This window comes from Butyrivibrio proteoclasticus B316 (assembly GCF_000145035.1).
Classification (GTDB): domain Bacteria; phylum Bacillota; class Clostridia; order Lachnospirales; family Lachnospiraceae; genus Butyrivibrio; species Butyrivibrio proteoclasticus.
Genome location: NC_014387.1, coordinates 2,710,683 through 2,727,683, shown reverse-complemented (window position 1 = coordinate 2,727,683; position 17,001 = coordinate 2,710,683). Strand labels below are relative to the sequence as shown.

The window sequence follows — 17,001 nt, the reverse complement described above, 5'->3', positions numbered from 1 at the left end:
TCTAGATTTGTTGATTTGATTATGTTCCAGTTTTACCATGGGGTATTTATATGATGGACAGCCAGATACAGAGTCTTCCTGAAGCAATTAGAAAGTATATTGAAGGTAGAGAATACACGATAGACGATATGGGTAAGTCAGGATCGAAGGTACTTATCTTCGAGGATATGGTGCTGAAGATCACTGATAAGCCTTGTGATGATAAAGATGCAGTCGAAATGATGCGCTGGCTTGAAGGCAAGATCCCTGCACCTCAGGTAATAGTATTCGAAGAAGATGATTCTTATAGTTATCTTCTTATGACCAAAGTAAGAGGAAAGGTTGCCTGTGACAAGTATTATCTGGAACGTCCGAAGGAACTTGTTCCGCTTCTTTCGAAGTCGATAAAGATGCTTCAGAGTATAGATATAACAGATTGCCCTGTCGTAAAGAATGTGGACAGAGAACTTAAGAAGGCTGCATACAGGGTAAAGAATGGTCTTGTGGATATAAGTGACGCTGAGCCTGATACCTTCGGAGAGAACGGCAGGTTCAGGGATCCCGAAGAGTTGCTTTCCTGGCTTCAGGAGAACAGACCTCCCTATGAACCCGTGTTATCTCACGGAGATCTTTGTCTTCCCAATATCCTTATTGAGAAGGGTAATATAAGCGGTTTTATCGATATGGGTAACTGCGGTATCGCAGATAAGTGGGAAGATATAGCAATATTATACAGAAGCCTTCGCCATAATTTTGATGGGACATATGGCAAGATATATCCAGGCCTTGAACCTGACAGCTTTTTCGAGGAACTTGGGATAGAGCCGGACCGTGAGAAGATAGATTACTATATTCTTCTTGATGAACTCTTCTAGGTGGAAGTGGTAAGTTATTCCGGAATAAGGAGATAGCACGATGATAGATTATATCCGAAGATGATGCAGACAGTGAACTTTAGAAGAAACTGTTTAGAAAGAACTGGAAAAAGGAGAATTCAGATTCTACTTGGGAAAATGGAATCTGAACAGTGGCTTATATGAGAAAGAAATTAGTTGGGACAATTCTTATTGGCATGCTTATTATGTCTGCATGCTCTTTTTCCAATTCAAATATAAATGAAACAGAAGAAGCGGGGGCTACTACGGACGAAATATCAGATAAAGAAGCTGCTCCTGATAGTTCAAGCGAGGAAGTTATTGATGATACAGATTCTATAGATGCATACGAAAGCCTTTGGACTACATTCGGAGTCAGTGAAGAAACAATCTATGATTACGGTGGAATGGTATTTTACTGCAAGGAATTTAGTGATAAGCATCTTTCCGGGAAGTTAGTAAATGTTGATTTGGGTTCTCAAAAAACGGCAGAAATACAATTTGATGATATTGCTGTTGATGAAAATCGAGCTAGGTTCTTTTTTGAGGATGAATGGGGCAATACTGGGAAAATGATTGTTTCTAAATCTGAAATAGTCATGCATATAACTGTCGATGATTTTGTGTTATCTGCTAATAGTCCAAGCGAATTTAACATGGATTCTGGTTATTCACTGGTAAAAGTAAGCAATGTAGATATAAGTAGCGAAAGAACTAAAGCGATTCAAGCTGCAAAAAAGGAGCCGGTAAGTATTCCTGAATTTATTAGATATGAGGATAAGGATACCATTACGGGAAGTGGTGTTGATGGAGAAGAAATGTCTTTTGAAAAAGATCTTTCTCTCGCATATTTGTCAGATAAAAGTGAAGAACAGTTTCAGGCACTAGCTGAAGAAATCGCACAAGTAGCGGATGAAAAAAGAGCTTATATCAAAGAAGATGAAGATGGTTTCAAAAAGGAAATACAGGAAATTACTGATGGAACATGGCAAATAGAGCATGCTGATGAAATAGGCGTTGTTGGATATCCTGAGAGGACTGTTCATGAAAGGACAGATTATTTACAGAGAGTAGATCCTGAGTATGTAAGTATCCTTTCAGCTGAGGATGATTATAGGGGGCAGTTGAGTGTTTCTGCATATTATGAAACTTACAACTATAGTGTCTATACTGGAGAAAATATCAAGATTTCTGATGTGATACCGGACAAAGAGGCATTAAGATATTATCTTGTTAGAGAGCTTTTGCTCATGGAAAAGGAGTATAATTATAGCTTTTATCCAACCTTAAGCAAAATAGATGAATACATCGGTTATGATTATGATGGTATAGTCGAAGATAAGTACTCCAGAGGTTTTATATGGTATTTGGATAGTATTGGTGTGACTGTTATTCTCAATCCTTATGATGTAGATAGAAATTCAGTTTGGATAACGATACCATACTCAAGTAAACTTGTTTCTGATAATTATCTTCCTTTTGAAGGGCTGGAAATCACTTCGGAATTTGATGATGACCATCAGCGATGGAATAAGCATATTGAGCTTGGCAGAGATATTGAATACTATCTTCCGGTGCTCTCTGAAGATGAAGACGTCAACAATCTTTTTATTCAAGCTATGAAAACACTTGAGTCTACTGGGTATATGCCAAATGGTCAGTACTGTTACGGACGAGAAGAACAAGATTATGCATGGGAGAAGGACATATCTTATCCTGATTCAGTTGCTGTTTGTGATGTTACTGGCGATGGAAAAGATGAGCTTCTTATTACAATCAATGGAGGATATACGTCTACTATCTCTCAATGGGTTTTCTCATATAATGAAGAAAAGAAAGAGTTTGAAAAAATGTTTGAAACATTTTCTACAGAATTCTTTGAAGGCGGAATAGTAAAATGTGCGTATTCTCATGGCGGGGTGTATGAGGATAATTTTTGGCCTTATGACTTGTACAAATATAACAGCGAAACGAATAGCTATGATTTTATCGCATCTGTAAATTCACATCAGCTCCTTCATGATTACAAAACAGGAGAACTTGATAATGAACTAAACAAAGATTTTCCCTATGAAGAAGATAAGGACAAGGATGGAAAAGTCTATGATATCAGCATCGATGGTCAGGTTATTTGGATGGATAATGCTGAATTTGAGGCATGGCAAGCTGACTATATAGAAGAAAGCAAGAGGATATGCCCTGACTGGCATAAAATAGCTAAGACAGCGGTGATTCACTGATGAAACAAGATCTAATGGAAGGTGACTTATGAGTATTGAAGATAAAGATATGAGTGAAATTATTGAAAGTGATTTTGATGAGGCTGATAAACGAAACTCTCAAGAGGGAGTGAGTAGAAGGAGGAATAAAGTGATGAAAATGGGGAATAGTATAAGAGGGAGAGTATCTGTTTTTTTGGCTGCATTGCTTGTTGTGGTATTTTTGTGTTCATGCGGTAGTGATGCTACCTTTGACGGAAGCAAGACCGGTGATGAGAATCATTTCGATATTGAATTTAATATGCTGAATACATCTTATACTCACGAGTTGGAGATGAAAGAAGGCGAGAGTATTGATGTGCATATTGAGGCCCAGTCAGGCAATATTTCTTTGAGCATTCAGAAAGAAAACGAAACGCCTATTTATCGCGGCAACAAGCTTGAATCCGCAGATTTCAAGGTTGGTGTAGAGTCTTCGGGAAAATACACACTTACTGTCACGGGGCAAAAAGCGAAAGGTCATGTTGTACTGACTAGGGAATAGTGTGAATACTTGTAATCGTAGGAGAGAAAATGGGGTACAGTATCAGAATCGCAATTCCGGAGGATGAACAGAGAATTCGTGAATTGTTTATAGAGATGTGATAATCGACTATTAGGTTTGTTTGGGGAGGATTAATGATACTGATATTTGATCTTTTTGAGACACTTGTAGAAGATCTTTCGCTAGACTTTAATCGTGGGTTAAAACCCCTTTGGGAAGAGCACTATAAGGATAAGTGTTCTTTTGATGAAATCAAGGCTTATGGCGAAGAATTGTTCGCACATATGCAGGCTCTTCATAAACAAGGTTTTGAGTTTCCTTTTGTAAAAGACGAGTTGCCGATGTATGCAAAAAAGTATGGCGGTGATGTTGTTTCCATGAGCATTGAAGATGAAGCTTTATTTCTAAGTAGATGTAATACAGTGAGAGTTTATGACGGCCTTGCTGATATGCTCGATGATTTTTCTAACAAACAAATACCAATGTATGTATTGTCAAATAGTGGTTTCAGGGCCGGTGCACTTCAGATAATGCTCAATTGTCATGGCATCGGCAAATATTTCGACAAAGTCTGGTCCAGTGCTGACTTTGGCCGGGTCAAGCCATGTACAGATTATTTTGAGTCTGCTGTAGGTGAAATTCTTAATAAGTATCCAGAAAGCACAAGAGATGAGATTTTGTTTGTTGGAGACACTTATGAAACTGATATCACCGGAGCTCACAATGCGGGACTCAAGGCAGCATGGATCAATCGACAAAATGCATCTGACATATATGGTTTTGCTACATATCAGGTAAGGGATGTAACGGGTATTGTTAACATCTGCTTTGCTACATAAAATCGCTATTTGTGTGAGGAAAAAGATATGATACATTTGGAAAAAATCGATTCAGCTAACATATGGGATATTGTAGATCTGAAGGTATTCAAATCTCAGAAAAGCTTTGTTGCGGCAAACTGGGTAAGTATCGTCCAAGCATACGGCGTTCGGGATTCGGCCACAGCTGCATTTCCATTTGCCATTTATAATGACAAAAGACCAGTTGGGTTCCTGATGATCGGTTTTAACGAGGCTGCGATGTATGAAAATTGGGATGACGTTGAAGCCCCAAAGTCACTTGTTAACAACTACTCAATCTGGCGTTTGATGATTGACAAGCGATATCAGAAACGCGGTTATGGTAGAGAAGCGATAAAACTAGCTCTTGACTTTATCAGAACTTGGCCCTGCGGAAAAGCTGAGTATTGCTCCCTTTCTTACGAGCCGGAGAACAATGTGGCAAGAGAGTTATACCGTTCATTAGGCTTTATGGAAAATGGCGAAATGGACGGCGATGAAATCGTCGCAGTAATGAAGCTGTAATACAGAGCGCGTTATTCAATTTCAGGATAATCGGCGAAGTATATAGGGGATTGTTGGAGTAGTAAAAAACTGCCACTATCTAGGATTTGCCTATAGAGGCAGTGCTATTTTGAGCAGAGATACTGCCACTATTTGAAATTGATGAAAAAGTAGCAGTTGATTATTAGTTTGTGAATCTGCCACATTCAAGAATTTGAGGAAAGTAGCAGTTGATTTCTAAGTGATCGCACTGCTACTTTTTAGAAAACCTAAATAGTAGCAGTAGAACGGACTTCAAATGAACTGCCACTATTGGTGAAAACAGAATAGCGGCAGAAAAGGACACTTTCAATAAACTGCCACTTTTAGAAAAAATACAAAAAGTAGCAGAGAAGAACCTCAAAATTGTAATGCCTATATTACAATTTTGAGAATGGTAGCAGAATAAATGAGATAGCCGTTTATTCGAACATAATCTCCGAACATAATTTTACAAAATAGTTTTGCCACACAACAAACCAGTTTCGTATATATAAGCATCAAACAAAAAACAAAGGAGATTTAAAAAATGAGAATTTTAGGAAATATACTTTGGATAATTTGTGGTGGCTTTATCAGTTGGTTTTCATGGATAATTGCAGGATGCTTCTGGTGTATAACAATTGTGGGAATTCCAGTGGGATTCCAGTGCTTTAAGCTTGCTTCTATTTCACTTAATCCTTTTGGAAAAGAAGCAGAGTCCGATGGCGGATGCGTTTCCTTTGTCCTGAATGTGATCTGGTTCTTTGTAAGTGGCATTGAGCTTGCACTAATCAACTTTATCCTTGGATGTCTTCTTTGCATCACTATCGTAGGAATTCCTTTTGGAAAACAGTTCTTTAAGATAGCAAAAGTATCACTCATGCCTTTTGGAACAACTGTAAGAAGAGTTCATTTTGCATAAGAATAGTACTGGAAATTAACTATCACAAATAATATGAGCAAGTTTCACTAAGCTGGATCAGATTAAATGACATCTGGTCCAGTTTTTTTCATTAAATGACAAAAGATGATATAGTGTCATATATGCATTACAAAGATTTGTCTATATGAAAGGATATTTGAATAGTTCTATATGTTACGTGTTTTTAGATGTTCAGTTAGAACCGGTGATCTCTTTCTCAAGATTGCCTTTATATTTAGTATTCTCTTATTTCCAGGAGCGTTTAAGGTGCTTGTCAGGATTGGAGGCTTTATTTCAGAGGCAGGCTTTGTACTTTATATAGCAGGATTCATGGGGTTATTCTTCTTTGGAGTCCAGAGTTGCCAGTATGTCCCGCACTGGGCGTATAGGTTCGGACTTATCAGAACCATTAAGCTGCTAAAAGATGAGACCTTTGATTATTACGTCACCAAGGATGGTACAGTATGCGAAGATTTGCTGATAGGCACAAGGTGGTTTTGTATTGGATACAAGAACTTTCCAACCAAGCTTGTGGCAGAGGTCACCAAGAAAAACAATGACCTGCAGTTCACCATGATTGATGGTGGCAGAGCAGTGGTTAAAAATGTTACAGATGAGAATACTTTTGTTGGGCTTCGTGAAATGTTTGGTAAGGATTTTAAAACAATCGGCGGGGTAGATTCTTTTTACAGGTGGGAAGACCACAAATATAAAGAAGCACTTGGAAGGGTAATCGGCGAAAAAGGCTCTGCAATTGCCAAGGCTGACTGGAATGACCTTAGGCTTTCTTTTGACAAGGAGATTCGTGCAAAAGAGAACAATTCCTATTACGAGAATTCTCATAGAAATGCTAAGGCCAGAACTACTTTTGAAAAGTGTGTTGGAAAGCCGGGTAAAGGCTCAAAAGCCAAGTTAAGTAAAACCAAAGCGATGTTTTATAATGAAATTCTTTTGGACTGTGAGATTGATATTCTGAAGAGAGCTATAGATTTAAATAAGTCCCTTGGCTGGGAACTATCTGATTTCATGCAGTATAGGGAAGATAATGAGAATGCTACTTATAACTCAGTAAGACTTATTTCAAGGTATGAATTTCCTGAGTCAAAAGTAGGAATGGACTTTCTGTTTGACTGTATGAAAGATATTTCTAAACCTGATTATCAAAGAGCTCTTGCTGTACTTAAGGAATTTCCGTCTCCCATAGTCAGAGAGCGCATAGATTTAGACATGGAAAAAGCGCAACAGCAAGCTGATGCGCTTTGGATAGCCGGTCTTATGGGCCTTGCCAGAGAATTTAACTATAATGTCATTTCTTAAGGTATATTGCATAGTACATGGCACCGACACAAATTGATCCACCAATGATATTTCCTATTGTTACAGGAATAAGATTTGTTACAAAGAATCCAAACAGGCTAAGCCCTTCTGCAGGCAATCCATAGATTGCAGATGTGAGCATTCCTGCAGGAATGAAGTACATGTTGGCAACACAGTGCTCGAAGCCGCAGATGATAAAGAGCATTACAGGAAGCCACAGAGCCAGGACTTTACCTGCAACTTCGTCTGCTGAAAATGAGCACCATACAGCAAGACATACAAGTACATTACACAGGATTCCTCTAAGGAGTCCATCACTAAAAGATATATTTGCCTTGGTAATCGCGGTATTTATAACGCCTTCTGCCAGGGCATTATTTGCAAATGAGTAAATGTGTGAGGTTGCAGCTAAAAGAGCTATCAAAAAGCCACCAACCATGTTTCCGAGGTAAACCAGAACCCAGTTTCTGAGCATTCCGGTAAACTTGGCCTTTCCTGATAAAACGGGGATAAAGATAAGGCAGTTTCCTGTAAAGAGTTCAGCGCCTCCGACAAGGACCATGAAAAGACCTATTGGGAATACTACGCTGCTGATAAGACGGGCGCTTGACGGATCAGCTGCTGTACAGCTTGCTATCTGGCTTCCAAGGCCACCAAGGGCGATGTAAGCTCCTGCCAGGATTCCGAGCAGGAATGTTTTAAGAGCGGAGAGCTCTGTCTTGCCTTTTCCTATCGATTCGTATTTGACTGCAATTTCTGCGGGTGATTTCATATTAAAAACTCCTCCAAAAGATAAATCTACGGCAACTGCTGAATTAATTCTTACATGATTCGCAACTAAGGCGGAATTATTGTTTATAATTTAAGACACTACACACTATATAGTACATTAATGTTTGAGAAAACACAACATGTAGTGAGAATCAACTGCAATTTCCAATTCTTTTAAAAACCATGCTAAATATTTGGCCGCAAGGATTGATTTTATAAAAAATTAATAAAGTTGGCAAGTTTTCTTCATGAAAATAAGGGATAATAAGAACGAAAACGTTTAATTTTATTCTGTTTTTATTTACAAAAGCTTGATAATGTCATAATCTAGAAAAAGTAGTTTGATTTTGCACAATGGAAACCAAATTCATTTGCAATCTCGGAGAAAGGCTTTAGAGGAGCAATATGAAAAAACTTGTAGAGGTTAAGGATGTATGTAAAGTATACAATCCCGGGGAAAACGAAGTCAGGGCTCTTGATCATGTGAGCCTTATAATAGGAGAAGGGGAATTCGTAGCAATAATCGGCCAGTCAGGCTCAGGAAAATCCACGCTTATGAATATGTTGGGCTGTCTTGATACTCCCACCAGTGGCAAATATTTTTTGCATGGACAGGATGTATCCCACATGACAGATGATGAACAGTCTGATGTCCGTAACAGGGAAATCGGATTTATATTCCAGGGATTCAATCTGATACCATCCCTGACAGCACTGGAAAATGTTGAACTTCCTCTTATTTATAGAGGTGTTGGCAAAAAAGAAAGAGAGCTTCTGTCAATGAATGCTCTTTCAAAGGTTGGTCTCGGACAGAGAATGACTCATAAACCAAACGAGATGTCGGGAGGTCAGCAGCAAAGAGTTGCCATAGCAAGAGCGATAGCCCAGGCACCGCCAATACTTCTTGCAGATGAGCCAACAGGTAACCTTGATTCGGGCTCCAGCAGAGAAATCATCAGTATAATCAAGAAATTATATGCTGAGGGTCGTACAGTGATCATAATCACCCACGATCCGGGAATTGCCAAGCAGGCGAGGAGGATCATCACAATCTCGGACGGACGAATTGTGAGTGACATAATTAATCCGGATTATGTTGAGGAGTAATCATAGTCAGATTAGTTATTGGTAGGATTACTTGCTTTAGAATAGTCGGAATCAGATTAGATAATAGTTAGGAATAATTGCTTTAGAATAGCGGAGGATAGTATGGCACAGGATAAGGAATTGGAAACAAAGGTAAAAGAAGAAACAACAGCTTCTGATGTTACAGTTAAAAATACAGAAGATAACAAGCCAGAGGCTCAGAAGGATGAAAATACATTAGTTTACGAAGAGTATGAGCAGCACGAAGTTGCTGCTAAACCAAAGAGAAAATTCAAGAAAAGATATGTGGTTATAGGTGTAGCACTGCTCCTTGTTGCATTTATTGTTTTTAACAGCATTAATTCTGCCAAGAAGGCAGTAGTTATGGTAGAAACCAAAGAGGCTAGCCTTGGAACGATTGAAAACATATTGTCCATATCTGGAACCGTACAGAGCGCAGAGTCCAAGACATACTTTTCTGATGTGACAGCTCCTTTATCTGAAATCAATGTTAAGGTCGGAGATAAAGTAGCTGCTGGTGATACTCTTTATACCTACGATGAGGCAGCACTTGATTTGTCCAAGCAGACAGCAGAACTTGCGATCAAGCAGGCCAAGGGAAGCTATAACTCATACTGGTCAGGAACAGCAGCGGCTGACAGAAAATATGCGGAGGGACTTACTCCTCAGCAGATCAATGACAGGCTTGATGCTATTACAGCAGAAATCGATGCTCTTAATAATAAGATCACAGAAAAAACAAGCCGTATGAATCAGACACTTACTGACCTTCAGAAGGTTCAGGCAGATATCAACCAGAATGGTATTGCAGATTCAAGTGAGAACCTTTTTGAGAATGGTAATACTGAATATATCTATAGAACTGAGTCAGGAAACAAAACTGATGGAGCCTATAATAACCCTTCAGAATCAGACAGGCAGATGTCTCTTGCAGTATCCCAGTCTATGCTTGATGTTCAGTATGCTCTTTCAAATGATCCTGAAATTCAGGGATGGAAGAGACAGATTACAGCACTTCAGGAGGAACAGTCTCATCTCCAGACTGGAAAGGCTGCCCAGGTAAATCCCGGAACAGCAACTTCTGCCAAGGCACAGCTTGATTCCACAACACTTACTCAGGAAGATGCTATTTCCAAGATTGATGCGGCAAAAGAGGGTGTTAAATCCGATTTTAACGGCGTAGTAACAGCTGTTTCAGTAGTAGAGGGTGCGACTGTTGCTGCGGGAGCACAGACGGTGACACTTGCAAATCTTGATGATGTGGAAGTATCTGTTCAGATTTCCAAGAGCGATCTTCCCAAGATAGCTATCGGACAGCAGGTAGATATTACTATCAACAGCAAACCTTACACAGGTGAGATTTCAAAGATTTCAGGAACAGCTACCAAGAATAACAATGGTGTTGCTGTTGTAGATACAACGATCAAAGTTACAAACCCTGATTCAGATATTATCCTTGGAGTTGAAGCAAACAATAAGATTCATGCTCAGAAGGCAGAAAATACTCTTGTGCTTCCTTATGAATATGTTCAGACAGATTCCGAGGGCGATTATGTTTATGTTGTAGAAAACGGAATTGTTGTGAGAAAGAACGTTACTATTGGAATTGCGTCCAGTACAGAAGCACAGATTGTCGATGGTTTAAACGCCGGCGATAAGATTGTTACAGGTAATTACGAAAACCTTTCAGATGGAATGGCAGTTGTAGAGATGGAAGGCTGAGTTTTTATAGAAATGTTAATAACATTAGTGATGACAGGGAATTTTGGCATCGCGGATAGAGTAACATGGGAAAATTAGGCGAATATATAAAAAGTGCAATTAAACAGATAATAGGAAATGGTTATCGTACAGCTATGACCATGCTGGGAATTGTCATCGGAATTGCTGCTGTAATTGCTGTTGTATCTCTTGGTAATGGTATGAGTAGTTTCGTACAGAGCCAGATAAACGGTATTGCCGGTAATTACGGATCTATCAGTATTGATTCTTCCAAGACTTCAGAGACATTTACCCAAGATGATTTTGAGCTTATTGAGAGTTCGCTTCCGGATATAAAAGGCGTTTCTCCTGATCTTAGCGCTTATGGTAAAGTATCCTCCAGAAAAGGCACATTTAATGCCCAGATTGAAGGCGTTGCTGCATGCTATGTGCATGCTATGAGTAACGAGATCGTAAAGGGAAGCTATTTTAATGAGCAGCAGGTGGAGAGCGGACAGAAAGTATGCGTTATGCTTGTGGACGATGCCAGAAAGCTCTTTGGAACAGAGGATGTTATAGGTCTCGAAGTAGACCTTTCTGCCTGGGGCTTGACCTCTACCTATACAATTGTCGGACTTCGCGAGAGTATGAACAGAATGTACGAATTTCTGATGGAAGGTCAGGACTACTACGCAACAATTGAAATTCCATACACAGCTATGGGAAGTGACTTTTACTATGACACTGAACATTTTTACTCAATGATGCTCTTTGCAGATCAGGATATACTTTCAGACAGAGTTACTGAAGCTAAAGAGATTTTGATGAATGTTCATGGACTTAGAGGAACAAAGGCAATTAGTGGATATAGCCTTGCGGATTTTTCTGAGGAACTTGACACAATCCTTGGCTATGCAACCAAATTCCTGATGCTGGTATCTGTAATATCACTGATAGTAGGCGGAATTGGAGTTATGAATATCATGCTGGTTTCTGTAACAGAGAGAACAAGGGAAATCGGTATCAGAAAGTCAATTGGAGCCAAGACCGGAGCTATCATGACTCAGTTCCTTGCCGAGGCGGCAATCCTGACCCTTCTTGGAGGAATTGTTGGCATTATTCTTGGAATCATTATGGCTACAATAATATGTACGCTCATTGGATTTGATGTGATCATAACACCATCTTCTGTAGTTGGAGCAGCTCTTTTCTCGGTTCTGATAGGCCTTTTCTTTGGACTTTATCCCGCAAGAAAGGCTGCCAAAATGAAGCCTATAGATGCGTTGAGGTTGTAATATATGTATCTTGAGTATATAAAAAGCGCAATTGCCAGTATAAGAAGTAATAAAGGCAGATCTTTTCTTACGATGCTAGGTATCATCATTGGTATATCTGCCGTTCTTACTGTGCTCATAATTGGTGATGGTATGAAAGAGACAGTTAATAGTGAGATGGATTCGATCGGAGCCACCAGTATCACTATATCTCTTGATAATACCAAGACAGATAAAAAATTTTCTCTGGAGCAGCTAAGAGAAATTGAAGAGAATATTGATGATATTTATGGAATATCTCCAAGTATAAATTTAGGCGGCTCTTTAATTAATAAGCAAAAGACCTATGACTGTATGATCCAGGCCGGAACCGAGGCAACTGTTAATTCTGCCGGAGTTAAGATTGTTCATGGCAGGTACTATTCCAGGAATGATGTTCTTGAAGACAAAAATGTAATTGTTATCAGCCAGACTGCGGCAAATAAGCTTTTTGGCTATGAAGAGGTTGTGGGTAATACTCTCCAGATAGATGCTTATGGTAATGCAGGTGAACTGACTGTAGTAGGCGTCACAGAGGATACATCAATGGATCTTGCTCTTGCAATGTATGCTGATGAACCAACACTTATAGCTAGTATGCCTTATACCACTGCAGCAAGTCTTTATGGTCTTTCGACAGATGGCATAGATGGTGCAACAATTTATCTGGACAATGAGAACAGGGATGAAGTCCTTGGAGAAGCCAGATCTGTTGTTGAAAATATAATGGGACTTCGCGGAGAAAATGCCGTCAAGATTTCATCATCTCTTGGTTTTGACAAGACAACTGACAGTATCCTTAACATCATTACTTCAGTTGTAGCCATTATAGCAGCAATATCCCTACTTGTAGGCGGTATCGGTGTTATGAATATCATGACTGTATCTGTAACTGAGAGAACAAGAGAAATCGGGATCCGCAAATCTCTCGGAGCACGTACTTCATCTATCCTCACTCAGTTCCTGGCAGAGGCAGCAATCCTGACCTTTACAGGTGGTGTGATTGGTATGCTCTTCGGATTTTTAGTATCCTACATCATATGCCAGATAGTAGGATTTGCCTTCAAGATCAATCCACTCCTTGTAATAATCGTTGTGGCCATCTCGACAGCTATTGGCCTCTTCTTTGGTATCTATCCCGCCAAAAGAGCCGCAGCCCTTGATCCCATAGAGGCCCTCCGCACCGAGTAACCGGAAACTGTGAATGATGTTTGAATTTTCTGCGCAAAGTGCCGCAATGCCCCATTCTATGGTATAATATTGAATATATGTTTTGTTTTGGGGTGTATTGTGAGAGAAATTGTTGATCAGCTTCTAAAGGGTAAATACTATTATGCAGAGAGAAATCTTGATTTCTCAACATCACGTGTGGAGATATCTTTGAGCGCAGGTGAGGTGGTAGAGGGCTCATTTACTATCTTTGGACCTGAGAGTGGCCTGCTTGTGGGAGAGGTATCTTCTACTGAGATGAGAATGCAGGTGATCACCAGGGATTTCTCGGGAACACCTTATGAAGTATCTTATAGATTTAATGGAAAGGGCCTTAGCAAGGGAGATGTATTGCAGGGCGATTTCCGTATCATATCCAATCAGGGAGAATTTTTTCTTCCTTTCGTTGTTACTGTGAGACTTGATCATATTGCATCAAGCCTTGGTGACATCAAGAATCTGTTCCATTTTGCAAATCTTGCCAAGACCGACTGGAGAGAGGCTGTAGACCTCTTTTATTCCAGTGAGTTCATTTCGCTTTTTGATGGCACTGAAAGCTCTTATGAGAGCTTATACAGGGGCTTGTCGGAAATTCCGGGCAATGAACAGAATGTGGAAGAATTCCTTATTTCCATTAACAAGAAACAGCCAATGGCTTTTTTTCTCGATCAGAAGGAAGTCCAGTTTGAATATACGTCTACTTTAAGAGAAATACCTGTTGTCATCACCAGAAGCGGCTGGGGATATTCTGACCTTCAGATCAGTGTTGACGGAGATTTTCTTTTTGTGGACAGACAGAATATCAGGGATGATGATTTCTCTGCTACATCCTGTCTTGTTAAGCTGAGAGTACGGCCTGACAGGCTTCATATGGGCAATAATTTTGGAAGAGTGATCTTTTCAAATGCTTTTACAAGTGTTGTTCTTCCGGTAACTTTGTCTGTGAATGTGGACAACAGGAGGGTTACAGCAGAATATCAGGAGAAGAAGAGACTTACGGTAGAACTGGTCAAGGCTTATGAGAGTTTTAGCTGCAAGAAGATAACTCCAAGGGCATGGCTCTCCGAGACAGGTAAGATCATCACCAAGATGAATGCTCTCGATGAGAATAGTCTGGAATTCAGATTATATACAGCTCATTATTACATCACGGCAGGAAGAGTCAATGAGGGCAAATGGCTTCTTGATCAGATGGCAAGGGAAGTTGAGGAGTCTCCGGGAGATACACTTTACAGCTACTATCTCTATCTTTCTACTCTTAGCAGCAGAGAGGATAGTTTTGTTAATGACATAGCAGAGAGAATGGAAGGAATTTTCAGGAGAAATCCTGACAACTGGCGTATTGCCTGGCTCCTTCTGTATATCTCCGAAGAGTACACAGCCAGTAGCCCCAGAAAATGGATGATGCTGGAAGAGCAGTTTTCATATGGATGCAGGAGTCCGATCCTGTATCTTGAGGCTATGTCTCTTTTAAATGAGACACCATCAATTCTTACAAGACTTGATGAATTTGAATTATATGTACTTGAATATGGAGCCAGGAAGGGCACCATAAGCCTTAATCTTATAGATCAGATTGTCTATCAGGCAGTTAGGATAAGGGGATATAATGACAGACTGTTCAGGATCCTTAAGGCCTGCTACGAGATCAAGGGTAATGATGAAGTATTGGAAGCTCTGGTGGGACTTCTGATAAAGGGTGGCAGAACTGACAAGGGTTCTTTTGAGTGGTATGCCAAGGGCGTTGAACGTGAACTTCGCATCACAAGGCTCTATGAGTACTATATGATGGCAATCTATACTGATGAGGAAGGTCTTTTACCATGTGAGATAAGTAAGATGGTGCTGATGTATTTCTCATATCAGAGTGACCTTGAGTATGAGAAAAATGCAATCCTCTACAGATATATGCATGAGAATCGTGAGGAATATCCTGAACTGTATGAATCCTACAGGCCTCAGATTGAGAAGTATCTGATGTCTCAGCTTGATAAGGGCAGAATCAACAGAGATCTGGGATATCTCTACAAGAATCTTTTGACAAGGCAGATGGTAGATGCTGCAAATGCATCTAAGGTGTTAAGCGTTCTTCAGACTTCTGAGATCAGAACAACAGACCGAAGAGTTAACAGTGTTCTTGTAGTTTATGATAAGTGCCAGAAGGAGATGAGATATCCGCTTACTGATGGCAGGGCATACGTTCCGCTTTATGGCAGTGATTACTGCGTGCTTCTGGCAGACCATGATGACAACAGATATGTCAGCAGTATTCCCTATACCAATACTAAGATGATGTTGCCTGGTAAGCTTGCAGCTTATGCAACTCCTTATATTCAGAAGGGTAAAGAGAATCTGGATCTGTTTTTGTCTGATCTTGGTAAAAATGCTTATTCAATCACCATGGATAACGTTGGAAGATATAGAGATCTTGCGGCGTCTGAACTTGTAAGGAAGAAATGCAGAGATGAGATCCGCAACAATCTGATCAGGTTCTATTACGATAATGATTTTACCAGACAGCTTACTGAGTATCTGGTTGATATTGATCCATCCGAGCTTGGGAAAAATGAGCGTGCAGAGATATTGGAGCTTGTAGTTATGGCAGGGCTCTATGAGAAGGCCATAGACTGGGTTAAGACCTATGGAACCTATGGCGTAGATGCCAAGACAATCCTTCGCCTGTGTAGCAGGATGATAGACAGACAGCAGTATGCGGCGGAGCCTGCAGAGGTTGAAATTGCATATTTTGCTTTCTCAAATGGCAAGTATGATGAGCAGCTTCTCACATATCTTGTCAAATACTTCGAAGGAACCATCAAGGAGGAGAGAAATGTCTGGAAAGCGGCTGAGTCTTTTGGACTTGATACTTATATCCTCTGCGAGAGAATGCTGTTACAGATGCTATATACCGGATCCTATGTTGGTGAGAAGGTAGATATATTCAAGCAGTATGTCAGAATGGGCGCCAACACAGATATTGAGGTGGCTTTCCTTACACAGGGTGCCTATGACAGCTTTGTGGCAGGTAAGGTTACAGATGTATTTTTCTTTGAGGAAATCGGCAAGCTTTCCATTGAGGGAATACCTCTTCAGGATGTGTGCAAACTGGCTTATTTGCGTTATTTTGCAACTGAGAAGAGCTCAGGAGAAGAGATTAACAGGGAAGTAGCTGAGAGCTTTATGAGAAGCCTCATGAAAAAAGATATTTATTTCCCATTTTACAAGGAATACGAGGAGCTTCTTCCTGATATGGTCCAGTTCTCAGACAAGACAATGCTGGAATATAGAACTGTGCCGGGAACTCACTGCACAATTCATTACAGACTCGTTGGAGAAGCGGACGAAGAATATAAGAGCCGTGACATGCAGGAAATGTACGATGGAATTTTTGTCAGCAGTTTTGTTCTGTTCTTTGGAGAGCAACTTCAGTATTACATTACCGAAGAGGGCGGCGAGAATTCAGATGTAGCCACTGAGAGCGGAACTATTTCCAAAAGTGACATCGTCAGGAATATAGTTGGCAGTAGGTACAACCTTATCAACGATATCATGATCGGCGAGACACTGCAGGACTATGACACTGTGGACAAGCTCCTGGAAGAGTATTATCAGAAAAGAAATATTTGTGACCGGATTTTCACCGGTTATGAAAATAATGTTGAGTATTAATGATACAGGGA

General features: G+C 40.1%; 13 protein-coding genes. 12 read left to right on the top strand and 1 reads right to left on the bottom strand.

The annotated features are described in order from the left end of the window. Positions 1-50 precede the first annotated feature (50 nt). The 7 genes from BPR_RS11290 (at position 51) to BPR_RS11260 (ending at position 7,220) form a co-directional block, all read left to right on the top strand. Complete coding sequence (locus BPR_RS11290; RefSeq protein WP_013281618.1) at positions 51-854, top strand: APH(3') family aminoglycoside O-phosphotransferase; 804 nt, start codon at positions 51-53, stop codon at positions 852-854. A 161-nt stretch (positions 855-1,015) separates the two neighbouring features. Next, a complete protein-coding gene (locus BPR_RS11285) occupies positions 1,016-3,094 on the top strand; it encodes a hypothetical protein (RefSeq protein WP_042256977.1) in 2,079 nt (692 codons plus the stop codon). 28 nt (positions 3,095-3,122) lie between these two features. Then, a complete protein-coding gene (locus tag BPR_RS19915) occupies positions 3,123-3,617 on the top strand; it encodes a hypothetical protein (RefSeq protein WP_013281616.1) in 495 nt (164 codons plus the stop codon). Between the two features lie 134 nt (positions 3,618-3,751). Continuing rightward, entirely contained in the window at positions 3,752-4,456 is a 705-nt protein-coding gene (locus tag BPR_RS11275) for an HAD family hydrolase (protein ID WP_013281615.1), read from the top strand. Positions 4,457-4,483: 27 nt separating this feature from the next. After that, entirely contained in the window at positions 4,484-4,981 is a 498-nt protein-coding gene (locus BPR_RS11270; RefSeq protein WP_013281614.1) for a GNAT family N-acetyltransferase, read from the top strand. A 547-nt stretch (positions 4,982-5,528) separates the two neighbouring features. After that, positions 5,529-5,903, top strand: a complete 375-nt coding sequence (locus BPR_RS11265) for a YccF domain-containing protein (protein WP_013281613.1) — start codon at positions 5,529-5,531, stop codon at positions 5,901-5,903. Between the two features lie 171 nt (positions 5,904-6,074). Continuing rightward, positions 6,075-7,220, top strand: coding sequence for a hypothetical protein (locus tag BPR_RS11260; RefSeq protein WP_013281612.1), 1,146 nt, complete (start codon positions 6,075-6,077; stop codon positions 7,218-7,220). On the opposite strand, the gene BPR_RS11255 is transcribed toward BPR_RS11260, so the two are convergent. Beyond that, positions 7,210-7,992 carry a formate/nitrite transporter family protein gene (locus BPR_RS11255; RefSeq protein ID WP_013281611.1) on the bottom strand — a complete coding sequence of 261 codons (783 nt, stop codon included), beginning with the start codon at positions 7,990-7,992 and terminating at the stop codon, positions 7,210-7,212. The two genes, BPR_RS11260 and BPR_RS11255, sit on opposite strands and share 11 nt — an antisense overlap. Positions 7,993-8,396: 404 nt before the next feature. Here BPR_RS11255 and BPR_RS11250 point away from each other — a divergent pair, with 404 nt between their 5' ends. The 5 genes from BPR_RS11250 (at position 8,397) to BPR_RS11230 (ending at position 16,990) form a co-directional block, all read left to right on the top strand. Beyond that, on the top strand, positions 8,397-9,098 hold the full coding sequence (locus BPR_RS11250) for an ABC transporter ATP-binding protein (protein ID WP_013281610.1): 702 nt from the start codon (positions 8,397-8,399) through the stop codon (positions 9,096-9,098). Positions 9,099-9,200: 102 nt separating this feature from the next. After that, positions 9,201-10,820, top strand: a complete 1,620-nt coding sequence (locus BPR_RS11245) for an efflux RND transporter periplasmic adaptor subunit (RefSeq protein ID WP_013281609.1) — start codon at positions 9,201-9,203, stop codon at positions 10,818-10,820. 65 nt (positions 10,821-10,885) lie between these two features. Beyond that, positions 10,886-12,094 carry an ABC transporter permease gene (locus tag BPR_RS11240; RefSeq protein WP_013281608.1) on the top strand — a complete coding sequence of 403 codons (1,209 nt, stop codon included), beginning with the start codon at positions 10,886-10,888 and terminating at the stop codon, positions 12,092-12,094. Between the two features lie 3 nt (positions 12,095-12,097). Then, positions 12,098-13,303, top strand: a complete 1,206-nt coding sequence (locus tag BPR_RS11235) for an ABC transporter permease (RefSeq protein ID WP_013281607.1) — start codon at positions 12,098-12,100, stop codon at positions 13,301-13,303. A 99-nt stretch (positions 13,304-13,402) separates the two neighbouring features. Beyond that, positions 13,403-16,990: a DUF5717 family protein gene (locus BPR_RS11230; RefSeq protein ID WP_013281606.1), complete on the top strand. Its 3,588-nt coding sequence runs from the start codon at positions 13,403-13,405 to the stop codon at positions 16,988-16,990. Positions 16,991-17,001: the final 11 nt, after the last annotated feature.

Excerpts from the sequence above, each read along its gene's own strand:
- BPR_RS11265 (WP_013281613.1), top strand. The coding sequence starts at position 5,529 with ATGAGAATTTTAGGAAATATACTTTGGATAATTTGTGGTGGCTTTATC.
- BPR_RS19915 (WP_013281616.1), top strand. The coding sequence starts at position 3,123 with ATGAGTATTGAAGATAAAGATATGAGTGAAATTATTGAAAGTGATTTT.
- BPR_RS11255 (WP_013281611.1), bottom strand. The coding sequence starts at position 7,992 with ATGAAATCACCCGCAGAAATTGCAGTCAAATACGAATCGATAGGAAAA.
- BPR_RS11285 (WP_042256977.1), top strand. The coding sequence starts at position 1,016 with ATGAGAAAGAAATTAGTTGGGACAATTCTTATTGGCATGCTTATTATG.
- BPR_RS11290 (WP_013281618.1), top strand. The coding sequence starts at position 51 with ATGATGGACAGCCAGATACAGAGTCTTCCTGAAGCAATTAGAAAGTAT.
- BPR_RS11240 (WP_013281608.1), top strand. The coding sequence starts at position 10,886 with ATGGGAAAATTAGGCGAATATATAAAAAGTGCAATTAAACAGATAATA.
- BPR_RS11245 (WP_013281609.1), top strand. The coding sequence starts at position 9,201 with ATGGCACAGGATAAGGAATTGGAAACAAAGGTAAAAGAAGAAACAACA.
- BPR_RS11235 (WP_013281607.1), top strand. The coding sequence starts at position 12,098 with ATGTATCTTGAGTATATAAAAAGCGCAATTGCCAGTATAAGAAGTAAT.
- BPR_RS11250 (WP_013281610.1), top strand. The coding sequence starts at position 8,397 with ATGAAAAAACTTGTAGAGGTTAAGGATGTATGTAAAGTATACAATCCC.
- BPR_RS11260 (WP_013281612.1), top strand. The coding sequence starts at position 6,075 with ATGTTACGTGTTTTTAGATGTTCAGTTAGAACCGGTGATCTCTTTCTC.
- BPR_RS11270 (WP_013281614.1), top strand. The coding sequence starts at position 4,484 with ATGATACATTTGGAAAAAATCGATTCAGCTAACATATGGGATATTGTA.
- BPR_RS11275 (WP_013281615.1), top strand. The coding sequence starts at position 3,752 with ATGATACTGATATTTGATCTTTTTGAGACACTTGTAGAAGATCTTTCG.